This window comes from Marinobacter sp. MA, assembly GCF_048298425.1.
Taxonomy (GTDB): Bacteria; Pseudomonadota; Gammaproteobacteria; order Pseudomonadales; family Oleiphilaceae; genus Marinobacter; species Marinobacter salsuginis.
This window is the reverse complement of sequence record NZ_CP103058.1, coordinates 2,744,784-2,769,279: the sequence shown is the minus strand read 5'-3', so window position 1 is coordinate 2,769,279 and position 24,496 is coordinate 2,744,784. Positions and strand designations below refer to the sequence as shown.

Below are 24,496 nucleotides of genomic sequence, written 5' to 3'. Positions count from 1 at the left end.
CGTTACGGACGCTGTTGAATGAAGAGAGTTTATCCGAGGGCCCTTGAGGCCCTCCGATCTGTATCCCGCCATGATTTTGTTTCCGGTTCTGATCTGGTTCCATCGATAACCGGCCATTCCATCCCCCGCGAAGAAACCGTCAGCCACATTCTCTCCCTGTTGCCAGAGATCGAACCGGATCAGGTGGTGATGCACGTGGGTGGTGGCTCCGGATATCTCGCCGCTGTGCTATCAGGCCTGGCCCATCGGGTAATCTATCTGGAAAAAAACGCCGTTGTCGCCGAGGCCGCCAGGGAGCGATTCTTCCGGCTCGGTATGCATAATGTGGATGTTCTGGTGGCCAGTGCGGAAGACGCATCGGAACCGGATCCCCTTTGCGATCTCGTTTTGTGCACAACGTTTATCACCGAGCGCCACGTTCTGGCCCGGTTGGTGCGGCAAGGAGGGCACCTGGTTTGCCTGGAGGGGCGCGCCGGACCTGTTCCGAGCCTCGCCATGTTTGTGCGCCGTGAGGCGGGACTGGAGCGGGTGAGGACACTGGGGTGGGTCGATTTCAATCGCAATGTTGAGCAGATTCTCATCGATCAGGGCCTTGTGGATGACAAGATCCTGGCCGAAGCGAAGGCGGAGGCGGCCAAGCAGAATTGCCGCCTGCTTGAAGTTCTCCGGCGCAAACTGAATCTTGAAGAGATGGATCTCTATCGATCTCTTGCCCGCCAGCGTGGCATGACGTTCACCGATGCCGACGAGATTCTGCCTGAGCTCCACCCGGCGCTGTTCCGCCGGTTTTCCCGGACGTTTCTGGACCTGTCGCGACTGATCCCCATCGCCGAGGAAGATGGCCGGATCACCGTTGTGACCGATGATCCGGATGCCCGCACCGATCAGCTTGAGCGCCTGAGCCCCAACCAGGTGGTTGATTGCCTGCTGGTGACTCCCACAGACTTCCGCCGTCTCTGGTCAGCACTCGATCTGACCGCGAAGGGCCGCAATTTCGTGGCGGATCATGGGCCGGGCCCGGAACAGTCAGACCATGCAAACGGCAGCACTGATCAGTTGTTGGGCAACGATCCTAAAAACAAGCACGTCAGCCCCTATCTGGTGTCTGTCTACGAGGCCATCCTGTTGGATGCCGTGAGCGAAAAAGCCAGCGATATTCACATCGAACAGTATGGTGACCGGATTCGGATCCGCCTGCGGGTGGATGGTGATCTCCATGATCTGCCCCAGTACCAGTTGTCGCCCCGGGAGATCAAAGGGGTGATTAACGTGATAAAGCTGCGGGCGGAACTGAACATCGCCGAGCACCGATTACCCCAGGGCGGGCGATCCCGGCTTCAGCTTGGCGATATGGCCTACGACCTGCGCATCCAGACCCAGCCCTCCCTCCATGGCGAAAATGCGATCATACGCCTGCTACCCCAGACCGGGCGTGCCATGACCATCGCCGAGCTCGGCATGTCATCCATGATCGGGGCCCGCTATCAGCGGCTGCTGGATAACCCGTCGGGGTTGGTGCTGGTGGTGGGGCCGACCGGCTCCGGCAAGTCCACCACACTGTATGCCGGCCTGCAGACCCTGGCCGATGATGGCCGCCGGAAAGTGATTACGGTGGAAGACCCCATCGAGTACTCCATCGACAACATCCAGCAGACCCGGGTTCGGTCGGAAATCGGCTTTGGTTTTGCTGACGCCATGAGAGCGTTTGTCCGCGAAGATCCTGACGTGATTCTGGTGGGCGAGATCCGGGATCAGGAAACCGCCCTGGAAGCAATCCGGGCCTCCCAGACCGGGCACGTGGTTCTGTCTACGCTACACTGCAACGATGCGGTGGACTCACTGCAACGTCTCTATGATCTGGGTATCCATCCCAATTCCATCGCCGGTGAGCTGTTGGCCGTTATTGCCCAGCGGCTGGCCAAGCGTATCTGTAAACACTGTCGTCAGCCTGCCAAGCCGGACCCGGTGATCCTGTCCGAGGCGTTTCCGGATGGCCCGCCTGCGGATTTTGGCTGCTTTGAAGGCGCCGGCTGCGATAAATGCAATGGTCGCGGAACCCAGGGCCGGGTGGCGATTGTTGAGTATATGGAAGTCGATTCGGACATCCGGAACGCCATTTCCAGTCAACCGCCCATTGGGGAGCTGCGCTGGCGCGCCCTTGATGCCGGTCTGGTAACCATGCGAGACAGTGCTCTGGATCATGTGATCGAAGGCATTATCCCGCTGTCCGAACTGCCCCGTATTCTCCCGAGGGAGCGCATGGCGCCGGAAGTTCGGGGCGGCCGCAGGAGTCAGGAATGAGCAATAAGCAATCGGTTAACAAGGCGGCCCAGCGGGACCCCGTGGAGGTAGTCCACGCGGCGGAGCTGGACAAGCTCAGGAGTATGGACCATGGCCCGGTGCCACCCGGCTGGTTGATGTCACCCCGGGCGGTGGAAAAGTTCGTGATGGGGGATGAGAAACTCGGTATTGAACGGAAATTCGTTGCCGAACGGGCCATGGTGGTCCGGATCATCATTTCCCTGTGTACCAGCCGCGGCTGCCTTCTGGTGGGCGAGCCCGGAACGGCCAAATCCTGGTTGTCGGAATTGCTGGCGGCTGCCATTTCGGGCAGTTCAACGCTGACCCTTCAGGGCGGTGCGGTGAACAGTGTAGGGCAACTGCTATACAGCTGGAACGAAGCGGTTCTGCATGCCGAGGGTCCCTGCCTGAAGGCGCTGGTGCCCAGCCCCTTGCTGCGGGGCATGATGGAAGGTCGAATGGTCCGGTTTGAAGAGATTGCCCGCTGTCCCCAGGCGCTGCAGGATGCATTGCTGTCTGTGCTGTCCGACAGGGTGGTGGTGATTCCCGAGTTGTCGGGTGACGACGGCGTGGTGCTCGCGCGGGAAGGCTTCAACGTCATCGCCACGTCCAACAGTATTGACGAAGGTGTGCACCGGATGAGCGCTGCTCTCAAGCGACGCATGGACTTTGAGGAGATCCGGCCGATCCGCCACCTGGCCGACGAGATGGACGTCGTGCTCCGCGAGGTCCGCAGGGCCAACAGCCGGGCTGGCATCGAGGTGGCGCTTGAGGAACCGGTGGTCGAGATTCTGGTGACCATGTTCCACGAGCTGCGCAATGGCCAGACTCTCGACGGACGAAGTACCGATCGTCTCGCCGGTTCGGCGCTGTCCACGGCAGAAGCCGTGTCGGTCGCCCACGCGGCCAGCCTGAACGCCTGGTATTACGGTGGCGGAAGTATCACGGTTGAGCAGCTGATGCACCACATCATCGGTTCGGCCCTGAAGGACCAGCCGGAGGACCGGCGTCGGTTGCGCCATTACTTTGAAACCACGGTGGCGCCAAGGCGTGGTGATAACTGGCAGCAGGCCTGGGCGCTGCGCTCACTGATTCACTGAATTATCCGCAGCGCCAGGTTTGCGATCATCAGGCGTGAGCCCGCGAATGTGGAAGGCAAACGCCAGGATCTCCGCAATCACCCGGTAGAGCGATTCCGGAATCTCTTCATTCAGTGACAGGCGGGCCAGAATGCTGGCCAGCTCCGCGTTTTCGTAAAGGGGAACCTTGTGCTCCCGGGCGATGCGGATAATCTCCTCGGCCAGCTCATGGGTGCCGGTGGCGCTGATGGTGGGCGCTTTCTCGCCATCGTACTTGAGGGCGACGGCGGCCCTTCTTTGCTGTTCGGTCTGTGATGTCATGCCCGTGTATCCACCAGTCTGTGTTCGAGTCGGGTAACGCTGTTCTGAGGCGTGCCACGGCGGCAGTCCAGGTCAGTCACTTCGAGGCCCAGGTCGGTCAGGCTCTGTCGCAACGCGGGAAGCTCCTGGTTCACCTGGCGCAGGGTCGTCTGTTTTTCTGCCCATACCCGCGCGCTCACTGCCTGTTGTCGAAGGGCAACATCGAAATGCAGGGGGCCGGCCTCATCCAGATCCATGGTCAGCGACAGACGCCACTCGGCCGTGGTGGTTTTCCCGGATCTGCCCTCTGATTCCCTGTCTTCAGGGTACTGTTCGATCCGAACCTGAGCGAGTCTTGGCTCGTTCTGGGGTGTCAGCCAGGGCAGATCGAGTACCAGGGTGGAAGCAGGTGCCGGCCCCGGCGCCTCGCCGCCACCACGGGCCGTGAGTACCTGGCTGTGCAATTGGTTGACGGTGATCCGGTTAAGCATCCCGGCCAGCAGGCGGAGCATCTGGCCCACGGTCGGCGCATCACCACTACCGGGGGGATGGGGTGTGGCGAGGGGTTGGGGAAACTGCAAGGGTGCCTGCATGAGTTCCGGCGTTGAGATAGGGGTCAGCCGGTTGAAGTGTTCCGGTGTGCTGCCCTGGTGGGCAAGCAAGGCGGAAATCACCCTGCCAAGTGCCAGTTTCAGATCGGGTAACTGCGCAGACGGTGCCTGGGCCAGACGGGACTCGGCGAAAAGGCCGCTCTCAGAAAGCCATTGACGGACCTGCTGCGGTGTCGTTTCCTGGTTGCCGGCACCGGGGGTCAGGCTGTTCCCCGATGGCAGCCTTGCCACTATTTGTTCAATAGCCTGCCTGGCGGCCGACGGAAGAGGTTGGGGGCTTTGGGATGACGGCAGTTGGCCTGGCAGTGGTTCCTGACGGACTCCCTGTGTCAGTGTGCCCAACAGCCTTGCCAGGCCTGCGTCCAGGGTTTGTTGCCAGGGCAGCCGCTGGGCCAGGGCCCGGGCGATCCCGGCCTCCGGCGCGGGCGCCAGTTTGCCCATCAGCTGCAGCTCATTGCCCGCCCGCATTACTTTCACCCAGTCACCGGTCGCCAGCTCGGTCTTGCCAACAGCGGCCTGGACAAGAAGTGACTTGCCGCGAATGTCCAGCAAAAGGTCTGCGCTGTTGCCGCCCTGACGGTTGATGCTCTCTGCGACCCGGGCCAGGGTTGTTTCCCGGTTTTTCAGTTGTAGTTGGTCGAGCAGCTGCCTGGCCGAGGCCGGCAGGGGCTCCCGGGCCGATTCGGTTGTGACCGACGGCCGGGAAGTCTGCGTTGCTGGCTGGGCCGGGGGTGTCGGGGGCTGTTGTCCGCTGGGTAGTTTCATGGTCACTGATTTGATGTTGAGCAAGAGTAATCCGCCGGCGCTTTCGTTATAATACGCCGCGCCGGCAGGTCATGCGCGAACAATGCTCTTGGCCGTCGATGTCACGAATGCACCCGATGCCGTCTTCACGTGCATCGTCCTGGTTACGGGGACCTGATGTCTGAGCCGTTATTACAGGCTGTCGAACTGCAGTGCGAACGGGATGAACGGATCCTGTTTCGTGACCTGTCGTTCTCCATACTGCCCGGTACGGTCACCCGTGTCGAGGGGCCGAACGGCTCTGGAAAGACCACGTTGCTGCGGATGCTGGCCGGTCTGAACGATGCCTGGTCCGGCAATCTCTTCTGGTGCGGCCTTCCCAGGTCAGCTCAGTGGGAGGAGTTTCTCCGGAATACCCTGTACCTTGGCCATCGTCCAGGCATCAAGCCATTACTGACACCCCTGGAAAATCTCCGGGCACTGACGGCGGGGCGGCGTCCGCTGCCGGACCCCGTTTTGCGTCAGGCGCTTGAAGGTACCGGGCTGGCGGGGTTTCAGGATGTGCCCTGCCGGAATCTCTCTGCCGGTCAGCAACGGCGGGTGGCCCTGGCGCGCCTGTTGATTGCCGATGAGCCTCTCTGGTTACTCGATGAGGTCTTTACCGCCATTGATTCGGCCGGTGTCAGCGCCATTGAGAACCTGCTTCAACAGCGCGCCTCCGAGGGAGGTGCAGTGGTTGTGACGACGCACCACGATCTTAATTTGCCCGGTATGCAGCGCATTGTTCTGGGTGGAGGTGCGGCCAATGAATGCTGATTGCCGGCCGGTACTGAGTTTGCAACAGGACAGCGTCGGTGCACTGGCAGCGATGAAGGCTGTGTTTGCCCGGGATATGAAGGTGGCCTTCCGGCAGCGCCAGGATCTGCTCAATCCGCTCCTGTTTTTCGTGATGGTTGTAAGTCTTTTTCCCCTCGGGGTCAGTCCGGAAGTGGCATTTTTGCGCGAGTCCGGAGCCGGTATCCTGTGGGTGGCGGCATTGCTATCGGTGCTGTTGTCGCTGGACCATTTGTTTCGCCATGATTTCGATGATGGCACGCTTGAGCAGCTCGTGCTTCAGCCCCAGCCCCTGTTTCTGCTGGTATTGGCCAAAACGGCGGCGCACTGGGTGCTGACAGGCTTGCCACTGGTGGTGCTCACGCCGGTTTTGGGCGTAATGGTTCATCTCGACGGGAACTCCATCGGAGTTTTGTGTCTAACGCTGCTGATCGGTACACCGGTGTTGAGCCTGATAGGGGCAATCGGCGCGGCACTGACACTTGGATTACGGTCGGCAGGGGTACTCTTGTCCCTGCTGATCATTCCGCTGTACATTCCCGTCCTGATCTTTGGCACGGGAACAGCGGCTTCGGCCGCGGAGGGCGCTCCCGTGGGCGCCTATCTCGCTTTGATGGGCGCATTTCTGGTGCTCGCGCTGACTCTGGCGCCCTTCGCATCGGCAGCGGCGCTGCGTATCAGCCTGTCTAACGGGTAAAACAAGGTAACGGTAGGACGGTGACCATCTGATGTGGCAATTTTTTCACAAGCTGGGTTCTCCCAAATGGTTCTTCGGGATTGCAACCCGGCTGATGCCCTGGCTGCTGGCGGGTGGGATCCTGCTGTTGATGGCGGGCATTGTCTGGGGGCTGGCCTTTGCGCCCAAGGATTACCTGCAGGGCAACAGCTACCGGATTATTTTCATTCACGTGCCGACGGCCTTTCTCGCCCAATCTGTCTACGTAATGATGGCTGTGGCAGCCGTTGTCACTCTGGTCTGGCGTATGAAACTGGCCGATGTGTTCGTGAAGTCGGTCGCTCCGGTGGGCCTGGTGCTGACTTTTCTTTCCCTGTTCACCGGTGCTGTCTGGGGCAAGCCCACCTGGGGCACCTGGTGGGTGTGGGACGCCCGACTGACCTCGATGCTGATCCTGCTGTTCCTGTACGGGGGCGTGATTGCGCTGGACAGGGCGATTAACGACGAAAAATCTGCTGCTCGGGCGGTAGCGGTGCTGGTGCTGGTCGGGGTGGTGAATATACCGATTATCCAGTACTCCGTTGAGTGGTGGAATACGTTACACCAGCCGTCGACGTTCAAGCTGACGGAAAAGCCGTCCATGCCGGCAGAGATGTGGGTCCCGTTGCTGTTGTCTGTCCTCGGGTTGTACCTGCTCTTCGGCTGGCTGGCGTGTTTGCGCATGCAGACCGAGATCCTCTTACGCGAACAGAGAACGCGCTGGGTTAAAGATTACGTGTTGGCCGGGAGGGGCTGAAGTATGGCATTTGATTCCTTTTCGGCATTTATGGTGATGGAAGGTCATGGGCCCTACGTCTGGTCCTGTTACGCTGCCTTCTTCCTGCTGATGATTGGCCTCATGGTGTGGTCCCTGCGCCGCCGCAAAGCTGCCATTGAGGCCTGCCGTCGGGGTTATGAGTTTCAGGCAGGCCGGCAGGATGCATCGGCTTCGGCAGCGTCCTTCACCCGCGTCAAGGTTTCCCAAGACTGAAAGGCAGATGACTGATGCATCCAATCCGAAAAAAGCGGCTGACCATTGTCCTGTTCCTGTTGGTGGGACTGGGCATTGCCGTGGGTTTGACCACCTACGCGCTGCGACAGAATATCAACCTGTTTTACGACCCCACTCAGATTTCTGCCGGTGAAGCTCCGGTCGATGTCAGAATCCGGGCCGGTGGCATGGTCGAGGAGGGGTCGGTTCTGCGTGATCCGGACAGCCTGAAGGTTGAGTTCAAGGTGACCGACTTCAACGCATCTGTGCCGGTCCAGTACACCGGTATCCTTCCGGATCTGTTTGCCGAGGGTCAGGGCGTGGTTGCCATGGGCCGGCTGGATGAAAACGGTCGCTTTGTGGCCGATCAGGTGCTAGCCAAGCACGATGAAAACTATATGCCGCCGGAAGTCGCCGACGCACTGGAGAAGGCCTCCAAGGGCCAGCACAAAGCCAGTGGTAGTGCGGAAACCGTGTCCTACTAACCAATTTATCTGACAGCCTGGTTTCTGGAGGCCTTTGATGTATCCCGAACTCGGACAGCTTGCACTGATTCTCGCGCTGTTGTTGGCAGTGCTCCTTTCCGTAGTCCCCCTGGCCGGTTCCCTGACCGGCAGGGACAATCTTCAGGCCTTTGCCAGGCCCCTGGCATCCGGCATGTTTGTGTTTGTGGGGCTTGCCTTTGCCGTCCTGACCCATGCGTTTGTGACTGATGACTTTTCAGTGGCCTATGTGGCCAATAACAGCAACAGCCTGTTGCCCTGGTATTACAAGTTCAGCGCTGTATGGGGCGGGCACGAGGGCTCACTGCTGCTCTGGATTTTGATGCTGGCGGGCTGGACACTGGCGGTCGCTATCTTCAGCCGTCGCCTGCCGGCGGTGATGATTTCCCAGGTGCTCTCGGTGCTGGGCATGGTCTGCGTCGGCTTTCTGCTGTTTATCGTTATCACCTCCAATCCCTTTGACCGTCTGCTGCCCAATGTGCCCGCCGATGGCACGGATCTGAACCCCTTGCTCCAGGATTTCGGGCTGATCGTTCATCCGCCCATGCTCTACATGGGCTACGTCGGGTTTGCCGTGGCCTTTGCCTTTGCCATTGCCGCTCTCATTAACGGTCGTCTCGATGCCGCCTGGGCACGTTGGTCGCGGCCCTGGACCACAGTTGCCTGGGCGTTTCTCTCCCTTGGTATCGCCCTGGGAAGCTGGTGGGCCTACTACGAACTTGGCTGGGGTGGCTGGTGGTTCTGGGATCCGGTCGAGAATGCCTCATTGTTACCCTGGCTTTCCGGGACGGCCCTGATGCATTCGCTGGCGGTCACCGAGAAGCGCGGTGTGTTCAAGAGCTGGACCGTGCTGCTGGCCATTGTCACCTTTGCACTCAGCCTGCTGGGTACCTTCCTGGTCCGGTCTGGCGTACTGACATCGGTCCACGCCTTTGCATCTGATCCGGAGCGGGGCACTTTCCTGTTGGGCCTGTTGGCGGTCACAGTGATCGCCAGTCTGGCACTGTATGCGTTCCGGGCACCGGTGGTGCATGTCCGCTCCCGGTATGGCTCTTTGTCTCGGGAAGTGTTCCTGCTGCTCAACAACGTGTTGCTGGTATCCGCTACGCTTCTGGTGGCAGTCGGCACGCTGTATCCGTTGGTGCTTGATTACCTGGAACTGGGCAAACTGTCGATTGGCGAGCCCTTCTTCAACCTGACGTTCAGCCCCCTGGCGGTGGCAACAGGCCTGTTATTGGGCGCCGGTATCTTCTCTCGCTGGAAGAAAACCGATGGCGGCTGGCTGGCGCGAAAGCTTCTGTGGCCCCTGGCAATCAGCATTGTGGGTACCACGGCGGTTCTGATTGGCTACGGGGGCTTCAAGCCCTGGGCGTTCCTGGGCATTTTCTCCGCCCTGTGGGTAACCGTTGCCACGTTCTGGGATCTGTGGGACAAGTCTTCTTCCCGGAAAGGTCGCCTTCACGGCCTCAAGCGGCAGTCCCGCAGCTATTATGGCATGGTGCTCGGGCATCTGGGTCTGGCAATTACCATGGCGGGGGCTACGGTGGTTTCCAACTACGGCATCGAGCGTGACGTACGTATGGTACCCGGCGATGTCGCGACCGTCGGCGATTATCAATTTGTGTTCAGGGATATCGGTGCCCGCCAGGGTCCCAATTTTACGGCTCAATATGGCACTTTCGATGTCATGTTGGATGGTGAGCGTGTATCCGTGCTTCATCCCGAGAAACGCCAGTACTCCGTTGGTATGAGCGTCATGACCGAGGCGGACATCGACGCCGGTTTGTTCCGGGATATCTTCGTGGCCATTGGTGAACGCATCACCGACGAGGCCTGGGCCATCCGGCTGCAGTACAAACCACTGGTTCGCTGGCTCTGGCTGGGCTCGCTCTTCATGGCGGCTGGCGGCTTCCTGGCGATTGCCGATCGCCGCTATCGAATCCGGGAGGGAGCTGACAAAAAGGCGCAGGCCGGTACAGCCTCTCCTGAGCCCGGCCCTGCGACGTCCGCCGGAGCGACCTCATGAAGCGGTTCCTGCTTTTTCTGCCGTTACTGGTCGCCCTTGTTGTCGGCGTAGTGTTGTTCGCGGGCATCGGCAAGGATCCAACCAAGCTTGAGTCGGCCCTGGTCGGCAAACCGGTTCCTGAGTTCAGCCTGCGGGATCTGCATAACCCGGATGCGATGCTGGACCAGAGCCTGTTCCGGGGCCAGGTTTCGCTGTTGAATGTCTGGGGTACCTGGTGCCCGGCCTGCAAGGATGAGCACGACGACCTGATGTGGCTGGCCGAGGAGAAAGGCGTCAACATCATCGGCCTGAACTACAAGGACAACCGCGACGATGCCCTGGTTTGGCTCGACCGTCTGGGCGACCCGTACCGGAAAATCATCTATGACCCCCGCGGCACCCTCGGATTTGATCTGGGTGTGTACGGTGCGCCGGAAACCTTCGTAATTGATGCCGGTGGCGTGGTTCGCTATCGCCACGTGGGTGTGGTCAATGAGACGGTCTGGGAACAGACGTTGCTGCCCGTGATCAACGATGTTCAGGGGAACGGCTGATGCTACGGATCGTTAATTTCCTGTTGGTGCTCTTGCTTTCCGGAGGCGCTGCGGCCGAGGTAGCCGATGTTTACGATTTTTCGGATCGGGCCCAGGAGCAACGCTACCAGAACCTGATCGAAGAACTGCGCTGCCCGAAATGCCAGAACCAGAACATCGCCGATTCCAACGCGCCGATCTCCAAGGATATGCGGGATGCGGTCTACCGGATGATGAAAGACGGTGCCAGTAACGAGGAGATTGTTGAATCCCTGGTTGGCAGGTTCGGTGAGTTCGTTCGCTACAAACCAGAGCTGGACAGCCGGACCTTTCTGCTCTGGGCGACACCAGCCATTGCGGTCTTGGGTGGGCTTCTGGTGGTGGCCGGTGTGGTCATCCGCTCCCGGCGGGCAGGGCCGGAAAGCCCGGCGTTGAGTGCCGAAGAGCAGGCCCGGGTCAACAAAATGCTGGCAGACCAGGACAAACCGTCCTGAACCTGGCCCTGCCCGGGATGCCGTGGTTGCTACCTCATTCTAAATTCTGAACCTGTGACTGAAACTCCATGACTGACACTTTCTGGATTGCCGCAACGGTACTGATCATTCTTGCCCTTTCGTTTGTGTTGTACCCGGTCTTTTTTCACCGGCTGGGCGCGAGAAAGCAGACGGACCTGAAAAACCAGAATCTGATGGCCTATCGCTCCAGGATGAAGGAGCTCGATAGCGAATACGAGGCCGGTATTCTGGACGACGAGAATTATCGCCAGCTCAAGGAAGAGCTCGCTGGAAGCATGCTGGACGATGTGCCGGAGCAGGAACAGGTTAGGCCGGTGATCAGTGGTCGCAGGAGTGCCATGGCAGTGGCACTGGTGTCGATTCTCCTGATCCCTGCGGCTACCGTATACCTGTATGAGCGTTGGGGCGCGATGGACCGGGTCGAGCAGTTCATCACCATGCAGGAAATGGGTGCTACTGACGGATCGAGACAGGCCCAGATGATTGAACTTTCAGGCCAGCTTCGGGAACGGCTGGAAGCCAGCCCGGATAATCCGGAGGGCTGGGCAATGCTGGGTCGCACCTACATGCGCCTGGAACAATACGACGATGCGGCCTGGGCATTCCGCCAGCTGGCGGACAGCGTGAATGACGATGACAGGGCAGAAGCCGTCGCCTATGGTCTGTCTGCGCAGGCGTTGTTCTTCGGTAGCCAGGGTGCCATGACACAGGAGGTAACCGCAGCTATTGAACAGGCCCGCCAGCTGAATCCGGATGAAGTGAACGCCCTGGGGTTGCTGGGCATCAACGCTTTCAGCCAGCAGAACTACCGTGAAGCCATCGAATACTGGGAGCGAATCGAAACGGTTGCTCCGGATCACCCGCAGATTGGCTCCATTCGCGAGGGGATTCGCGAAGCTTACACGCGTCTCGGGGAGGAGCCTCCGGCATCGGTGGCGGAAGCCGAAGCATCCGGAGCCGGAGTCACCGTTCGTGTGACGCTTGCCGAGGATCTGCGCGATCAGGTGCCCGCTGACACGACGCTATTCCTGTTCGCCCGCGAGGCCAATGTCCGGCAGGGTCCGCCACTCGCCGTGGCGCGGCTTACGGCCGAGCAACTGCCGGTGGAAATCCGTCTGGACGACCGCTATGCGATGTCACCCCAGGCTACCATTTCCAGTGTTGATGAGGTTGTTGTGACGGCCCGTCTCAGTCGTTCCGGCAGTGTCAGCGCCCAGGCGGGTGACTGGCAGGGCAGCACCGACCTGCCCATCGCGGTCAATGAAGGTCAGGACGCGCCGGTCGCCGTTGTGATTGATCAGCAGCTTATCGACTGATCCTCAGGACAGGCCTTTGGGGTAGAGCGGAGGCAGATCGGCGCTGGTTTCCATCCGCCGGTGCCTCCGGGCCTGTTCAAGGGCCCGCGCCAGTGGTTGGCCGTCCCAGCTGTCGTTCTCGTGACCGGGCGCAAAAAGCCGCGCCTGAAGCCTTCTGAGCTCTGCTGCCAGCGTCTCGTCGTCGAAATGATTGACAACCTCAGACGCCGAGCGGAAGCCGTGGCCGGGCACGTGGAGATTGGCCCATTCCACGACCAGTTCCGGTGTTACCGCGGCGCCGTCCCTTGCGGCCGTGATCAGACGGTCGAACGCGGCATCTTCGTCCCGGTTGTCAGTTTGTGCTGGCGTGCTTTTCCGGTTTTGTCCTGACCACCACCATGCCACTAGCGTGCCTGCCCAGAGTATTCCCAGCAGCAGGGCGAGCCACTGCCACAGTCGGGTTCGGTCGGATGCCGGGCTAGCCGTGGATTCCGTGCTGCTGACATCCGGTTCCGGGCCAGCATTGCCCTGATCGTTTTGCGGGGATGGAGTCGCGGCAGCGGTAGACGGGTCTTTCACCGTCAGTGTTTTCTGTGGAATCGTGGCTACCCGCTCCTGATCGGCTTCCGTGTCCCACCAGACAATGCGTATGGCTGGCAGGGTCATCTGGCCGGGCTCCACGGGTACCAGGGCCACAGACTGGGTCAGTGAGGATGTGAGGCCAGCGGGTGTGGTCTCGGTCTGTCGCTCCGGCTCTTCGGGGTAACTTCTTAATCCGTTCGGTACCGCATCGGGCAGCGGTGGTAGTGCCTCCCCGGGAAGGCCCGCTGCCGTCAGCTTGATTTCGCGGGTCATGTTTTCACCGGTGGCCACCTCCAGCGATGGCGGAAGCCCGGACTCCTCAAGCGCCACGCCGGTTGCCGGCAGCCACGTTTCGCCACTGAATTGTGCAGGCACATCCTTCACCGGAACTTCAAACAGCTCCTCGCTGTCCCGCAGAAAACGAAGGTTGCCGGAAGCGTCCCTGGCCTGGCCCTCGAAACGGATCGCCGGCAGTTTCAGGGTACCCGCACGCTGAGGGAAGATCGCATACCGGCGTTCTACAACACGGTATCGGACTCCGTCACGATAGCGGGAGAATTCCTGTTGCCTGCCCAGGGATTCGATAATGACATGGGGATGGGTGGGCTCGGAGAGCTCTCCGCGAATCAGGTTACCCCGGAAGAAAAGCCGGACCGTCAGGATCAACTGCTCCTGGACATACACTTCATCTTTGTCGGCAGACAATTCGATAAAGCTGTCCCGACCGGGACTGGCCTGATCCGGTGGTGAGCCATCCACCACCTCTATGGTAACCGGCGCTGATACTGCCTCTTTAAAGGTGAGCGCCGGGATAGTCAGCTCGCCGGTGCTCTTCGGTGCAAGCTGGTAGGTCCAGGTAATCTCGCCCACCATCTGACTGTTCACGGTGCGGATGCTGTATTGCTGGTTCTGGGCCAGGATTTCAAAATCCGGCTCCACTTTCTCGATATCCGGTTTGGGCAGGCTGGACATGTCAAAGTCAAACAGGTTGCCCAGGTTGATATCGATCTCCATGCTACCCTTCACAGTCAATGTCAGCACCTCGCCTTCGTAGAGGCGAGTACGGTCGGGTTCGACCGTCAGCTGCTGTGACTGTGCCTGGGCCGGCAGCCAGATTGCCGTCAGAAGCATGGCTAAAAGAAATTGACAGACGGCGGGTGTAATCAGCCGTTTTACCATGGTGTATCGCCCTCATCGGATGGAGTCTGGCGTTGTTGATACTGCTGCAGGAATTTGCGCTGCAGCAAGCCGCCCGGGTTATCAGGTACCCGTCTGAGCCATTGTTCCTGGCTCTGGGTCAGCGGCGTTTCGGAAATAGGGGCGGGCGCCTGTGCCTGGCCTGCGGGAGATTCCCCCTCGCCGGATGCCTGCTCGGGATTGCCTTGCTCACCTGGCTCTTGCTGATTCTGCTCATCGCCCTGATTGTTTGCTGAATCCTCGTTGCCGGACGCGGTCTGGCTGTTCCGGGGATCCTGCTGATTGTTTCCCGAACCGCTGGAAGATTCGCTTTCACCGTTGCCTTCCTGGTTCTGGCGGCTCTGTTGCTGATTGCCCTGATTTTCCTCGCTGCTGGAGGAGTCAGACGAGCCCTGCTGGCCGCCTTCCTGATCCTGCTGCTGTTGATTCAGCAGCTCTTCGACAATCTTGCGATTGTGTCGGGCATCCTCCATGTCGGGTGCTTGCTCCAGGGCGGCATCGTAGGCGGCCAAAGCCTCCTGTAGTTTGCCGGCACGGGCCAGTGCGTTGCCACGATTGTAACTGGCACGTGGGCCCTGCGACCGGGCGAATGCCTGGGCGGCGCCCTCGAATTGCCCGGAACGATACAGTGCAGACCCACGCCATTCCGGGTCTTCCATCTGCCGGGCAGCCGCCTCAGGACTTTTCTCGATCAGTTCGGGAGCTCTCTGATCCTCCCGTTGCCAGAGCTCATCCCAGCTTATGGCAGCAGCGGGCTGTGGCCAGACCGGCAGGAGGATCAGTGCGAGGGCACTGAATGCTCCGCGGCGCCAGCCAAGCAGAACCAGGGGAAGGGCTAGCCAGAGCAGCCAGTAGCCGTCGTCCTGCCAGCGACTGACCGTCAGGCCCTCCTCTGATTCCTGCCAGTCGTCACTATCCTTCGGGCTCAGGTTCAGGGAGTGAATATCGGTATCGTCCAGGGTCAGCTCGTGGCTTCGGCCGCCGGTGCTGTCCGCGAGTTGCGATAGTGCTTGCGGAGTGGCCCGACTGATCACGATGTCGTCGTTTTCACGGATAAATCCCCGCCGGGCCAGGGGAATTGGGCCACCTTCCTCGGTGCCGACAACGAGAGTGTTGAGGGCGTAACCGATCCCGGAAAGCGTGTCCCGGATCGTCCCGGTATAGCGATCGCTGATGTTGTCAGTGATCAGCAGGATCCGGCCCTCGCCCGGGGCCCCCTGCTGCAACAACTCTTTTGCCCGGGCAACCGCCAGGTCGGCCCGGTTGCCTGTGGCCGGCATGATGACCGGGTCCAGCACATTGAGCATGCCCTCAATCGTGCGGCCATCATCGGTGAGCGGTGTGACCACGTGGGCGTCGCCGGAAAAGACAAGCAGACCGGTCAGGCTGCCTTCCCGCAGCGCAAGGATATCCCGGATTTTCCGTTTGGCCCGCGTCAGGCGATCAGGTTCAACGTCTGTGGCCAGCATGGACAGGGAAAGGTCCAGAGCAATCACAAGGCTGTCGCCCGGCTGTTTCAGCGGGGTGGGTGCCTCCCGCCAGGCGGGGCCGGCCAGAGCCAGGGACAGGATGACAAGGGCAGCGGTGGCCGGGGCAAGAGGCGACTTTGCCGTTTTCCCCGAGCTGCCGTTGTGACGAATCAGCGGCGACAGCAAGCGGGCCGGAATAAGCCGGGACCAGCCGCTGTCGCCCAGGCGCATTTGCCGGAACGCCAGGTACAGGATCGACAGCAGCAGAAGCAGCAAGAGCCAGAACGGCCGCAGAAAGTGAAAGTCAGCCCACATTCGCTTCATCCTCCTTCCTGTTGCGCCGGGAGTCAGCAAACAACTCATGCCCGTGGCGAACAAGGAACAGGGCCAGCCACAGCAGGACCGCCAGGCCGGCGGGCCAGACATAAAGCTCGGTCACAGGCCGATAGAACTTTCCCTCCAGCTCGATCGGTTCCAGTTGGTCGATGCTCTCATAAATCAGTTCCAGCTCCGGAAGGCTTCGCGCGCGGAAATACTCTCCGCCGGTTCGCTGGGCCATCCGGGTCAGCAGGTTTTCATCCAGGTCCCTGGACGGGTTCACCCTCCGTGAGCCCAGCAAGCCCCGCTGAACCATGGATTCGGCCCCAATGCCGATGGTGTAAAGCCGAATACTGGCAGCGGCGGCGATTTCGGTGGCCTTGTCCGGAGTGATTTCCCCGGCCGTGTTGGCGCCATCGGTCAGCAGGACTACAACGCGCTGGTCCTGGGGCCTGTCTCTCAGTCGCTTGGTCGCCAGACCCACCGCGTCGCCAATGGCAGTGGCGCGCCCGGCCATGCCAAGACCCGCCTCCCGCATCAGGGTCCTGACGGTTTCAAGATCGAAGGTCAGTGGGGCCTGAACATAGGGCTCAGTGCCGAACAGGATCAGACCGAGCCGGTCGCCCTGGCGGCGGGAAATGAAGTCATCAAGCACCCGCTTGACCGCCTGCAGGCGATTGATGCTCCGGCCCTGAAGGACCATATCCTGCTCGTCCATGCTGGGGGAGATGTCGACAACCAGCATCAGATCCCGGCCGGAAACCGGCATTTGCACCTGCTCGCCCACGTGTTGGGGGCGTGCCAGGGCAATCACCAGAAGCGTCCACATTAGGAATAGTAACAGCTGCTGCCACAGTGGAACGGCATTGCCGCGACGACTGACACCGGGCAAGTCCGACAGCCAGTGACCGACCGGCAGCACCGGCGCAGCCACCGACTGCCCCCCAGGCTTCCGCCATTTGACGATCAGCGGTAACAGTACGAGAAGCAGTAGCCAGGGCCAGGCAAGCGTCAGCATTTCTGACCTCCCAGCCACAACCGGGCGAACGCCAGTACCTCCGCGGGTTCCGCCGAAACCGTCGGCCGCCAGGCACTCTGCACCAGTGCCTCTGCAACCGGCCTGGAGGCAACCCGGTCCCTTGGGGCGGTAGACAGAAGGAAGTTCACCCAGGCATCACCAGTCAGCGCTTCCGGATGCTGGTCAGGGTAGCGCTCCCGGGCGGCTTGTTTGAGCAGGGTATTCAATTGCGCAAACCACGCGGGGTCGGAGCTGGCTGAACCTTCCAGTCTCGCCAGCTGGGCGCGGGCGGATCGCAGCCACCGGTTTCGTTTCCGTCGCTTCAGGATTAGCCAGATCAGCGCTGCAAGTGCCGCAATCACCAGGACGGCCAGCATCCACCAGCCAGGAGCGGGTGGCCAGAAACCACCAGTCTCGGGCAGGTGTATGTCCCGGAGCTGGCTGAGCGGATCCTGCGGGTTCATCCGATGCGCCCTCCCGGCCCAAGCAGTAGTTTCAGGGTCGCCGCCGGATCTTCCGCCGTGGACACCTCTGCCATGGTGACCCCGGAGGTTCGGAAACAGTCTTCCAACCGGTGTTCGTGGTTGGTGACTTTCTCATGCCAGGCGCGCTGGAACCGGGGGTTTCCGGCGTCGAACCACACGGGACCGTCCGGGCCGGCAACCGCGAAGCGTCCACTTTTTGGCAGCTCCTTTTCGAGTGGGTCGACGATTCTCAGGGCGCTGACTGAATTGTGGCGGGCCAGGGCCCCGAGCAGCGTGCCTGTTTCTGCAGAAATATCCAGAAAATCACTGATCACGAAAATCCGGCTGCCGGTGTGGGCGACCCGGCGGGCCTCGGTAAGTGCCATGTCCAGCCTGCACTGGGCGGGTTGCTCGTCCTGTGCCGGCGCTTGGTTGTCCCGTCGTTGCTGTTCGTCCAGCGTGTCCAGCAACCGCAGCACCGATTTTTTACGACGGGCAGGGCGAAGAACACTCAGGGTCTCATCATTGAATACGATGCCTCCCACCTGGTCTCCCGACCACAGCGCAAGCCAGGCCAGAATGGCAGCGATCTGGGCACAGCGGACCTGTTTAAAGGCGCCGGTGCTGGCAAAAAAAAGGCTGGGGCCGAGATCGCACAGGAGCAGCACGGGCCTTTCCCGCTCCTCCTCATAGAGCTTTGTGTGTGGCTCCTGGCGGCGGGCGGTGACCCGCCAGTCGATGCTGCGGATGTCATCTCCGGGCTGGTACAGCCGGACTTCCGCAAACGCCATGCCGCGGCCGCGCTGGGGCGAGCGTTGCAAACCAGCCTGGCGTGAGCGCACTGGACGGGCGGAGGGCAGTTTCAATGCCCGGGCGTCCGCCTGCAAGCGGATCAGGTCCGGTAGGCTGATGTGGGTAATGGCTTCGCTGTGGCCCATGCCTGACGGCTCCCGTGTATTACTTCCGTCGATGGCTTCAGGCGCTCACCGGAACACGTTCGATCAGCCGCTCGATGACGGTATCAGCGGTCATGCCTTCGGCCTCTGCCTCAAACGTCAGCAGGATGCGGTGTCGGAGCACGTCGAAGGCCATGGCACGTACATCATCCGGGGTGACGTAGTCGCGGCCGTCAAGCCAGGCCAGTGCCCGGGCACAACGATCCAGGGCAATGGTGCCGCGGGGGCTGGCGCCAAAGGCGGTCCAGCGGGCCAGTTCCGGGTCCAGGGCGGCCGGATCACGGGTGGCCAGCACCAGCGCCAGCAGGTATTGCTCAACAGGCTCTGCCATGTAGATGTTGGCGACGTCCGCCCGGGCTTCGAACACCTGATCTGCCGTCAGGCGCAGATCTGTCTTGGGCAGGCCATGCCGATAATCGTTCCTTGCCAGTTGCAGAATGGCCTTTTCAGCCTCCGCCGACGGGTAATGGATGACCACATGCATCAGGAACCGGTCCAGTTGGGCTTCGGGCAGCGGGTAGGTGCCTTCCTGTTCGATGGGGTTCTGGGTGGCCATGACCAGAAACAGCCGGTCCAACGGAAAGGTGCGCATGCCTACGCTGATCTGTCGCTCGCCCATGGCTTCCAGAAGCGCGGACTGGACCTTGGCGGGTGCCCGGTTGATTTCATCGGCAAGCACGAGGTTATGGAATATGGGACCGCGCTGGAATTCGAATTGCCCTGTTTCCGGGCGGTAAATCTCGCTGCCAGTGACGTCGGAAGGCAGCAGGTCCGGGGTAAACTGGATTCTGTGGAAATCACCGTCCAGGTGGTCGGCAAGGGCTTTGATGGCGGTGGTTTTGGCCAGACCCGGTGCGCCTTCGACCAGCAGATGGCCGTCGGCAAGCAGCGCGATCAGCAGACGATCCACCAGTTTTTCCTGTCCGATTATCCGTTTGGCTAACTGTTCCCGTAACTCACCGAACGTATGCTGTAGCGACATTGGAAATGACTGCTCTCTGTATCTGAAGATTTTCCGGAGAAACCCGTATCGTGCGTAGGTAGTTGCCGAAGTTTTGGCGTCTGGCCGGCAAAAATCAAGGGTTTGACTATGCTTATGTGACGATACGCCGATTACGTTTATTTCACACTAACTGAGGTCGACCATGAATGCGCTGACAGTGGCCAGCAAGGATCAATTCTTTGAACAGTTGGCTGACGCTTTCGCGAAGAAGATTTCAAAAACCGAAGCCAGGAAAATCAGCGAATTTGCCAAGCAGCATTATGCGCATATCCCACTTGAAGAACTGGTCAGTCGACGATTCGGCGACACCTATGGGGCAGTTCTTGCCGCATGGCAGTTTCTGCAGAAGCGGTCTGCCGAAGAAACGCCGGTTGCCGTATTCAATCCTGATCTGGAGAGTGATGGCTGGCAGTCGACGCACACCGTTGTTTTTATTCTGCACCCGAACATCCCGTTTCTGATCGATTCCCTTCGTATCGCCATTAACCAGCGGGAGATTGGTACCCACTCTATCCAGCACTCGATTTTGCAAGTGGAAAGACAGAGCGATGGGAAGCTGAAGAAACTGCACACCACCAAGAAGAAGGCCTCCGGTTCGGACTACGAAGCGTTCATTGTCCTCGAGATCGACAGACACAGTGATCCGGAAGATCTCCGGGACCTGGAGGACACGCTCCAGAATGTCCTCCATGAGGTTCGGATTGCCGTCAGCGACTTCCCGGTCGTTACCGAAAAGGTAAACGAGATCCTGGGCGAGCTGGACAGCACCACGGCGGGCATCAATGACGAACAGAAAGAGGAAGCCCGGGCATTTCTGGAATGGCTGGCCCGGGATCATTTTACCTTCCTTGGTTATGACGAGTACGACTTCGCCAAGGACAAAAGCGGAATGGTTGTTCGCCGGGTCGAGAACTCGGAACTGGGCATTCTCCGCGTCAATAACGAGCGCCCGGACCGGGTCCGCCTGAACGAACTGCCCCAGCGCACCCGCCATGAAATGACCCGAAGCGACGATATTTTTATCTTCGCCAAGTCGGCCCAGCGTTCGCGGGTCCACCGGCCTGCGTACCCGGACTACATTGCCGTCAAGAAATTCAACAACAAGGGCGAGGTGGTCGGTGAACGCCGTTTTCTCGGCCTTTACACCGCCCGGGTCTACAACGAGCGGCCCGACGAGATTCCCCTGCTGCGTCGCAAGTTCCAGAGTGTCATGAAGCGGTCCGGATTCCTTCGCGATGATTACGCCGGCAAGGAACTCGAGCAGATCCTCACGGTGTATCCCCGCGACGAGCTGTTCCAGATTGAACCGGAAGAACTTCTCAAGGTGGCGAAAAGCATTCTGTATATTCAGGAGCGCCGCCGGATCGAGCTGTTCATGCGGGAGGATGTGTACGGCCAGTTTGTTACCTGCCTGGCGTTCTTCCCACGGGACATCTACAACACCGAGTTGCGACTCAAGGTAGAGCAGGTGCTGGTAGACCGGCTGGAAGCCGAGGACGTGGAGTTCGTAACGCACTTTTCCGAGTCGGTACTGGCACGGGTCCAGTTCACCATCCGGGTCCCCCAGGTTGAAAACCGCCAACTGCCCACAGCCGAGATTCGCGAGAAGGTCATTGAGCTTGCGCAGTCCTGGCGCGACGGACTTTCCGAAGCCCTGAGCGAGGCTTATGGCGAAGAGCAGGGTAATGAGCTGTACCGGCTTTGGGCGGGTGGATTCCCGGCCAGTTATACCGACATGTTCTCGCCCAGGCGGGCGGCCATCGATCTGGACCACATTGCGGCATCGGCCAACAATCACGATCTGGCCATGAGCTTCTACCGGGCCCTGGAGGAGGACGAAAGCACGCTGCATTTCAAACTCTTCTATCCAGATGAGCCGCTGCCCCTGTCGGATGTGATGCCGATATTCGACAACCTGGGCTTCCGGGTAATTGGTGAGCACCCCTTCGAGGTGACCGACAGGCACAACAAAACCGTCTGGATCCACGATTTCACCCTCCAGGCCCACACCGGCAGTGTTGTCGACATCCATCGCATCCGGCCAATATTTGAGGAGCTGTTCCGTCGGGTCTGGCACGGCGAAGCGGAGAACGACGCCTTCAACAGGATGCTGCTTTCCTCCTATATGAGCTGGCGGGAAATTGCGCTGCTGAGGACCTATGCCCGCTACATGCGTCAGATCCGGTTCTCCAACAGTCAGACGTTTATTTCCAACACGCTGGTCAACCATGTTGAGTTGACCCGTCTGTTGCTGGAGTTTTTCGAGATCCGCTTCAACCCGGAGCGCTACCAGAGTCCCGGCAAGAGCCAGGCGGCCCAGCAGAAACTGGAAATCGAATTCAATGCCGGTCTCGAGAACGTTGAGAATCTCAGTGAGGACCGGGTGCTTCGGCTCTACCTGGAGCTGATGCAGGCCACCCTGCGCACCAACTACTACCAGTTGGACGAGGCAGGTGGCCCCAAACCCTACATCAGTGTGAAGTTCGATCCGTCCCGCATTCCGGACATGCCTCTGCCCATGCCGATGTTCGAGATCTTCGTGTATTCGCCGCGTGTTGAGGGTGTGCACCTGCGGGGTGGCAAGGTCGCCCGGGGCGGCCTGCGCTGGTCAGACCGGTTCGAGGACTACCGCACCGAGATTCTGGGCCTGGTCAAAGCCCAGCAGGTCAAGAATGCCGTCATCGTGCCGGTTGGTGCCAAGGGAGGTTTTGTGGCCAAGCGCCTGCCGGACCCGTCAGACCGGGAAGCGTTCCAGGCTGAGGGCATCGAGGCCTACAAAACGTTCATTCGGGGGTTGCTCGATATTACCGACAACCTGGTGGATTCGGGAATCGTGGCCCCTGAACGGGTTATTCGCCACGACGAAGATGACCATTATCTGGTTGTGGCCGCTGACAAAGGCACCGCCACCTTCTCGGATATTGCCAACGGACTGGCCGCGGAATACGGCTTCTGGATGGGCGATGCCTTCGCCTCCGGTGGCAGCAATGGTTACGATCACAAGAAAATGGGCATTACCGCCCGGGGCGCGTGGGTATCGGTAGAGCGCCACTTCCGGGAGATGGGCATCAACCCTGCGCTCGATGAATTTACCGCCATCGGCATTGGTGATATGGGCGGCGACGTGTTCGGCAACGGCATGCTGTGCTCGGAGAAGACCAAGCTGGTTGCGGCCTTCAACCACGTGCATATTTTCATTGATCCCTCGCCGGATCCGGAGAAAAGTTTCAAGGAGCGCAAGCGCCTGTTCGGGCTTCCGCGATCGGCCTGGACCGATTACGACAGCAAGCTGATATCGAAGGGCGGCGGGGTATTCAGCCGGAATTCGAAATCGATCCCCGTCAGTCCGGAAATGAAGAAACTGCTGGGTATCAAATCGGATCGGGTGCCACCAAACATGCTGATCTCGCACATCCTCAAGGCCCAGGTCGACCTGCTCTGGGTGGGTGGTATCGGCACCTATGTGAAAGGCGCCAGTGAGTCTCACGGCGATGTGGGTGACAAGGCCAACGACGGGCTGCGGATCAATGGTTCGGAGCTGCGCTGCAAGGTGGTCGGCGAGGGCGGCAACCTGGGCCTGACACAGCTTGGCCGGATTGAATTTGCCCTGCGGGGCGGGCGTCTGAACACCGACTTCATCGATAATTCCGGGGGTGTGGATTGTTCTGACCATGAGGTCAACATGAAGATCCTGCTCAACCGGGCCGTGGCCATGGGCGATCTCACCAACAAGCAGCGCAACGTCATGCTTGAGGAGATGACCGACGATGTCGCAGAGCTGGTGCTGAAGAACAACTACCGGCAGACCCAGGCGATCAGTATTGCCAGTGAGGATGCCGCGACGCGGCTGGAGGAATATCGCCGGCTGATGAACACCTTTGAGGGTGAGGGCAAACTGAACCGCACCCTGGAATTCCTGCCGGATGATGAAACCCTGTCCGAGCGCAAGCTCGACAAGAAGGGTCTGACCCGGCCGGAACTGTCGGTTCTGATTTCCTACGTGAAAGGCGATCTGAAGCAGACCCTGATCGACAGCACTCTGCCTGACGATCCGCTGCTGGCTGGCGAGATGTACAAGGTGTTCCCGAGGGATCTGACCCAGAAATTCTCGAAGGAGCTGGGAGAGCATCAACTGCGCCGTGAAATCATCGCGACCCAGATTGCCAACGACATGGTCAACCACATGGGGATTACCTTTGTGGAGCGTCTGAATCAGTCTACCGGCGCCGATGCGGCTTCCATTGCCCTGGCCTGGATCATCGCCCGGGATGTGTTCCGCATTGATAACTGGTGGGACAGGATTGAGGCCCTGGATTTTCATGTGCCGGCCCAGCTGCAGATGGAACTGATGCAGGACCTGATGCGTCTGATGCGTCGTTCGGTGCGGTGGCTGCTGCGCAACCGTCGAGCGGAGCTCAGCATCCAGCACCATATGGAGCGTTTTGCCGACAGCGTCTGGGCGATTACTGCGGGGCTGCCTGAATACCTGGGTGATCAGGCCAGGACCAACTGGGAGAAACGGCATCAGGCTCTCGTGGATGCCGGTCTGCCTTCGGAGCTGGCATCCGTGGTCTCGGGCACAGGGCACCTGTATTCGTCCCTGGGCATTATTGAGGCCCACGAAGCCTCTGGCATGCCGCTGAAAACCGTTGCCAACCTCTATTATGAGCTGGGTGATCGTCTGGACCTGAACTGGTTTGCCAACGCCATTGCTGCGCTCAAACCGGCTTCCCACTGGCAGGCACTGGCCAGGGAGAGTTTCCGTGAGGACCTCGACTGGCAGCAGCGCGCGCTGACCACCGGTGTTCTGAAGCTCGCGGAAAAGCCGGAGGACGTCCCTGCCTCTGTTGAGAACTGGCTCTCGCGTCATCAGCAGATGATTGAGCGCTGGAAGTCCATGCTGTCCGAACTCAAGGGTGTGCGAGAGCCGGAATACGCCATGTTCTCGGTGGCATTGCGAGAATTGCTGGATCTGGCCCAGAGCACAATGCATCAGCCGCACGCTGAGGCAGAGGTTGAGACCAACTGAGTATTGCGTTGAAACCCGCATTCCCGTTCAATCG

20 protein-coding genes are annotated in these 24,496 nt (G+C 60.1%); 12 read left to right on the top strand and 8 right to left on the bottom strand.

Annotated elements, in window-relative coordinates; all coding sequences use genetic code 11:
* Nucleotides 1-18: 18 nt before the first annotated feature.
* Nucleotides 19-2,301, top strand: a complete 2,283-nt coding sequence (locus tag NUW46_RS12800) for an ATPase, T2SS/T4P/T4SS family (protein ID WP_418140255.1) — start codon at nucleotides 19-21, stop codon at nucleotides 2,299-2,301.
* Nucleotides 2,298-3,401, top strand: coding sequence for an ATP-binding protein (locus tag NUW46_RS12795; protein WP_418140254.1), 1,104 nt, complete (start codon nucleotides 2,298-2,300; stop codon nucleotides 3,399-3,401). Before NUW46_RS12800 ends, NUW46_RS12795 begins: the two co-directional genes overlap by 4 nt.
* Here NUW46_RS12795 and NUW46_RS12790 read toward each other — a convergent pair.
* Both NUW46_RS12790 and NUW46_RS12785 read right to left on the bottom strand, forming a co-directional pair.
* Nucleotides 3,387-3,701 carry an EscU/YscU/HrcU family type III secretion system export apparatus switch protein gene (locus NUW46_RS12790; protein ID WP_418140253.1) on the bottom strand — a complete coding sequence of 105 codons (315 nt, stop codon included), beginning with the start codon at nucleotides 3,699-3,701 and terminating at the stop codon, nucleotides 3,387-3,389. The genes NUW46_RS12795 and NUW46_RS12790 overlap by 15 nt on opposite strands.
* Nucleotides 3,698-5,080, bottom strand: coding sequence for a flagellar hook-length control protein FliK (locus NUW46_RS12785; protein WP_418140252.1), 1,383 nt, complete (start codon nucleotides 5,078-5,080; stop codon nucleotides 3,698-3,700). The genes NUW46_RS12790 and NUW46_RS12785 overlap by 4 nt, the downstream gene beginning before the upstream one ends.
* A 132-nt stretch (nucleotides 5,081-5,212) precedes the next feature.
* Between NUW46_RS12785 and ccmA the strand changes: the two genes are divergently transcribed.
* The 9 genes from ccmA (at nucleotide 5,213) to ccmI (ending at nucleotide 12,447) form a co-directional block, all read left to right on the top strand.
* The gene (ccmA, locus tag NUW46_RS12780) at nucleotides 5,213-5,851 is read left to right on the top strand and encodes a cytochrome c biogenesis heme-transporting ATPase CcmA (RefSeq protein ID WP_418140251.1); all 639 of its coding nucleotides are present in this window, start codon (nucleotides 5,213-5,215) and stop codon (nucleotides 5,849-5,851) included.
* Complete coding sequence (gene ccmB, locus NUW46_RS12775; RefSeq protein ID WP_418140250.1) at nucleotides 5,841-6,566, top strand: heme exporter protein CcmB; 726 nt, start codon at nucleotides 5,841-5,843, stop codon at nucleotides 6,564-6,566. The genes ccmA and ccmB overlap by 11 nt, the downstream gene beginning before the upstream one ends.
* A 31-nt stretch (nucleotides 6,567-6,597) precedes the next feature.
* Nucleotides 6,598-7,341 (top strand): heme ABC transporter permease CcmC, encoded by a 744-nt coding sequence (gene ccmC, locus NUW46_RS12770; protein ID WP_069183215.1) that lies wholly within the window; start codon nucleotides 6,598-6,600, stop codon nucleotides 7,339-7,341.
* A 3-nt stretch (nucleotides 7,342-7,344) separates the two neighbouring features.
* Entirely contained in the window at nucleotides 7,345-7,575 is a 231-nt protein-coding gene (gene ccmD / locus NUW46_RS12765; RefSeq protein WP_069183216.1) for a heme exporter protein CcmD, read from the top strand.
* Nucleotides 7,576-7,589: 14 nt separating this feature from the next.
* Complete coding sequence (ccmE, locus tag NUW46_RS12760) at nucleotides 7,590-8,060, top strand: cytochrome c maturation protein CcmE (RefSeq protein WP_069183217.1); 471 nt, start codon at nucleotides 7,590-7,592, stop codon at nucleotides 8,058-8,060.
* A gap of 37 nt (nucleotides 8,061-8,097) precedes the next feature.
* Nucleotides 8,098-10,104, top strand: coding sequence for a heme lyase CcmF/NrfE family subunit (locus NUW46_RS12755; RefSeq protein WP_153633595.1), 2,007 nt, complete (start codon nucleotides 8,098-8,100; stop codon nucleotides 10,102-10,104).
* Complete coding sequence (locus NUW46_RS12750; RefSeq protein WP_069183219.1) at nucleotides 10,101-10,637, top strand: DsbE family thiol:disulfide interchange protein; 537 nt, start codon at nucleotides 10,101-10,103, stop codon at nucleotides 10,635-10,637. Before NUW46_RS12755 ends, NUW46_RS12750 begins: the two co-directional genes overlap by 4 nt.
* Complete coding sequence (locus NUW46_RS12745; protein ID WP_209396889.1) at nucleotides 10,637-11,110, top strand: cytochrome c-type biogenesis protein; 474 nt, start codon at nucleotides 10,637-10,639, stop codon at nucleotides 11,108-11,110. Before NUW46_RS12750 ends, NUW46_RS12745 begins: the two co-directional genes overlap by 1 nt.
* Nucleotides 11,111-11,178: 68 nt before the next feature.
* Nucleotides 11,179-12,447 carry a c-type cytochrome biogenesis protein CcmI gene (gene ccmI / locus NUW46_RS12740; RefSeq protein WP_069183221.1) on the top strand — a complete coding sequence of 423 codons (1,269 nt, stop codon included), beginning with the start codon at nucleotides 11,179-11,181 and terminating at the stop codon, nucleotides 12,445-12,447.
* Between the two features lie 3 nt (nucleotides 12,448-12,450).
* On the opposite strand, the gene NUW46_RS12735 is transcribed toward ccmI, so the two are convergent.
* The 6 genes from NUW46_RS12735 to NUW46_RS12710 are packed head-to-tail and all read right to left on the bottom strand — an operon-like array spanning nucleotide 12,451 to nucleotide 19,412.
* On the bottom strand, nucleotides 12,451-14,187 hold the full coding sequence (locus NUW46_RS12735) for a BatD family protein (protein WP_418140249.1): 1,737 nt from the start codon (nucleotides 14,185-14,187) through the stop codon (nucleotides 12,451-12,453).
* Nucleotides 14,181-15,989, bottom strand: coding sequence for a VWA domain-containing protein (locus NUW46_RS12730; RefSeq protein WP_418142038.1), 1,809 nt, complete (start codon nucleotides 15,987-15,989; stop codon nucleotides 14,181-14,183). Before NUW46_RS12730 ends, NUW46_RS12735 begins: the two co-directional genes overlap by 7 nt.
* The gene (locus NUW46_RS12725) at nucleotides 15,979-17,010 is read right to left on the bottom strand and encodes a vWA domain-containing protein (RefSeq protein ID WP_418140248.1); all 1,032 of its coding nucleotides are present in this window, start codon (nucleotides 17,008-17,010) and stop codon (nucleotides 15,979-15,981) included. The genes NUW46_RS12730 and NUW46_RS12725 overlap by 11 nt, the downstream gene beginning before the upstream one ends.
* Nucleotides 17,004-17,474, bottom strand: a complete 471-nt coding sequence (locus tag NUW46_RS12720; protein WP_291906821.1) for a DUF4381 domain-containing protein — start codon at nucleotides 17,472-17,474, stop codon at nucleotides 17,004-17,006. Before NUW46_RS12720 ends, NUW46_RS12725 begins: the two co-directional genes overlap by 7 nt.
* A complete protein-coding gene (locus tag NUW46_RS12715) occupies nucleotides 17,471-18,412 on the bottom strand; it encodes a DUF58 domain-containing protein (protein WP_136629802.1) in 942 nt (313 codons plus the stop codon). The genes NUW46_RS12720 and NUW46_RS12715 overlap by 4 nt, the downstream gene beginning before the upstream one ends.
* A 37-nt stretch (nucleotides 18,413-18,449) precedes the next feature.
* A complete protein-coding gene (locus NUW46_RS12710) occupies nucleotides 18,450-19,412 on the bottom strand; it encodes a MoxR family ATPase (protein ID WP_349342915.1) in 963 nt (320 codons plus the stop codon).
* Between the two features lie 163 nt (nucleotides 19,413-19,575).
* Between NUW46_RS12710 and NUW46_RS12705 the strand changes: the two genes are divergently transcribed.
* Nucleotides 19,576-24,462 carry an NAD-glutamate dehydrogenase gene (locus NUW46_RS12705; RefSeq protein ID WP_153637157.1) on the top strand — a complete coding sequence of 1,629 codons (4,887 nt, stop codon included), beginning with the start codon at nucleotides 19,576-19,578 and terminating at the stop codon, nucleotides 24,460-24,462.
* Nucleotides 24,463-24,496 lie beyond the last annotated feature (34 nt).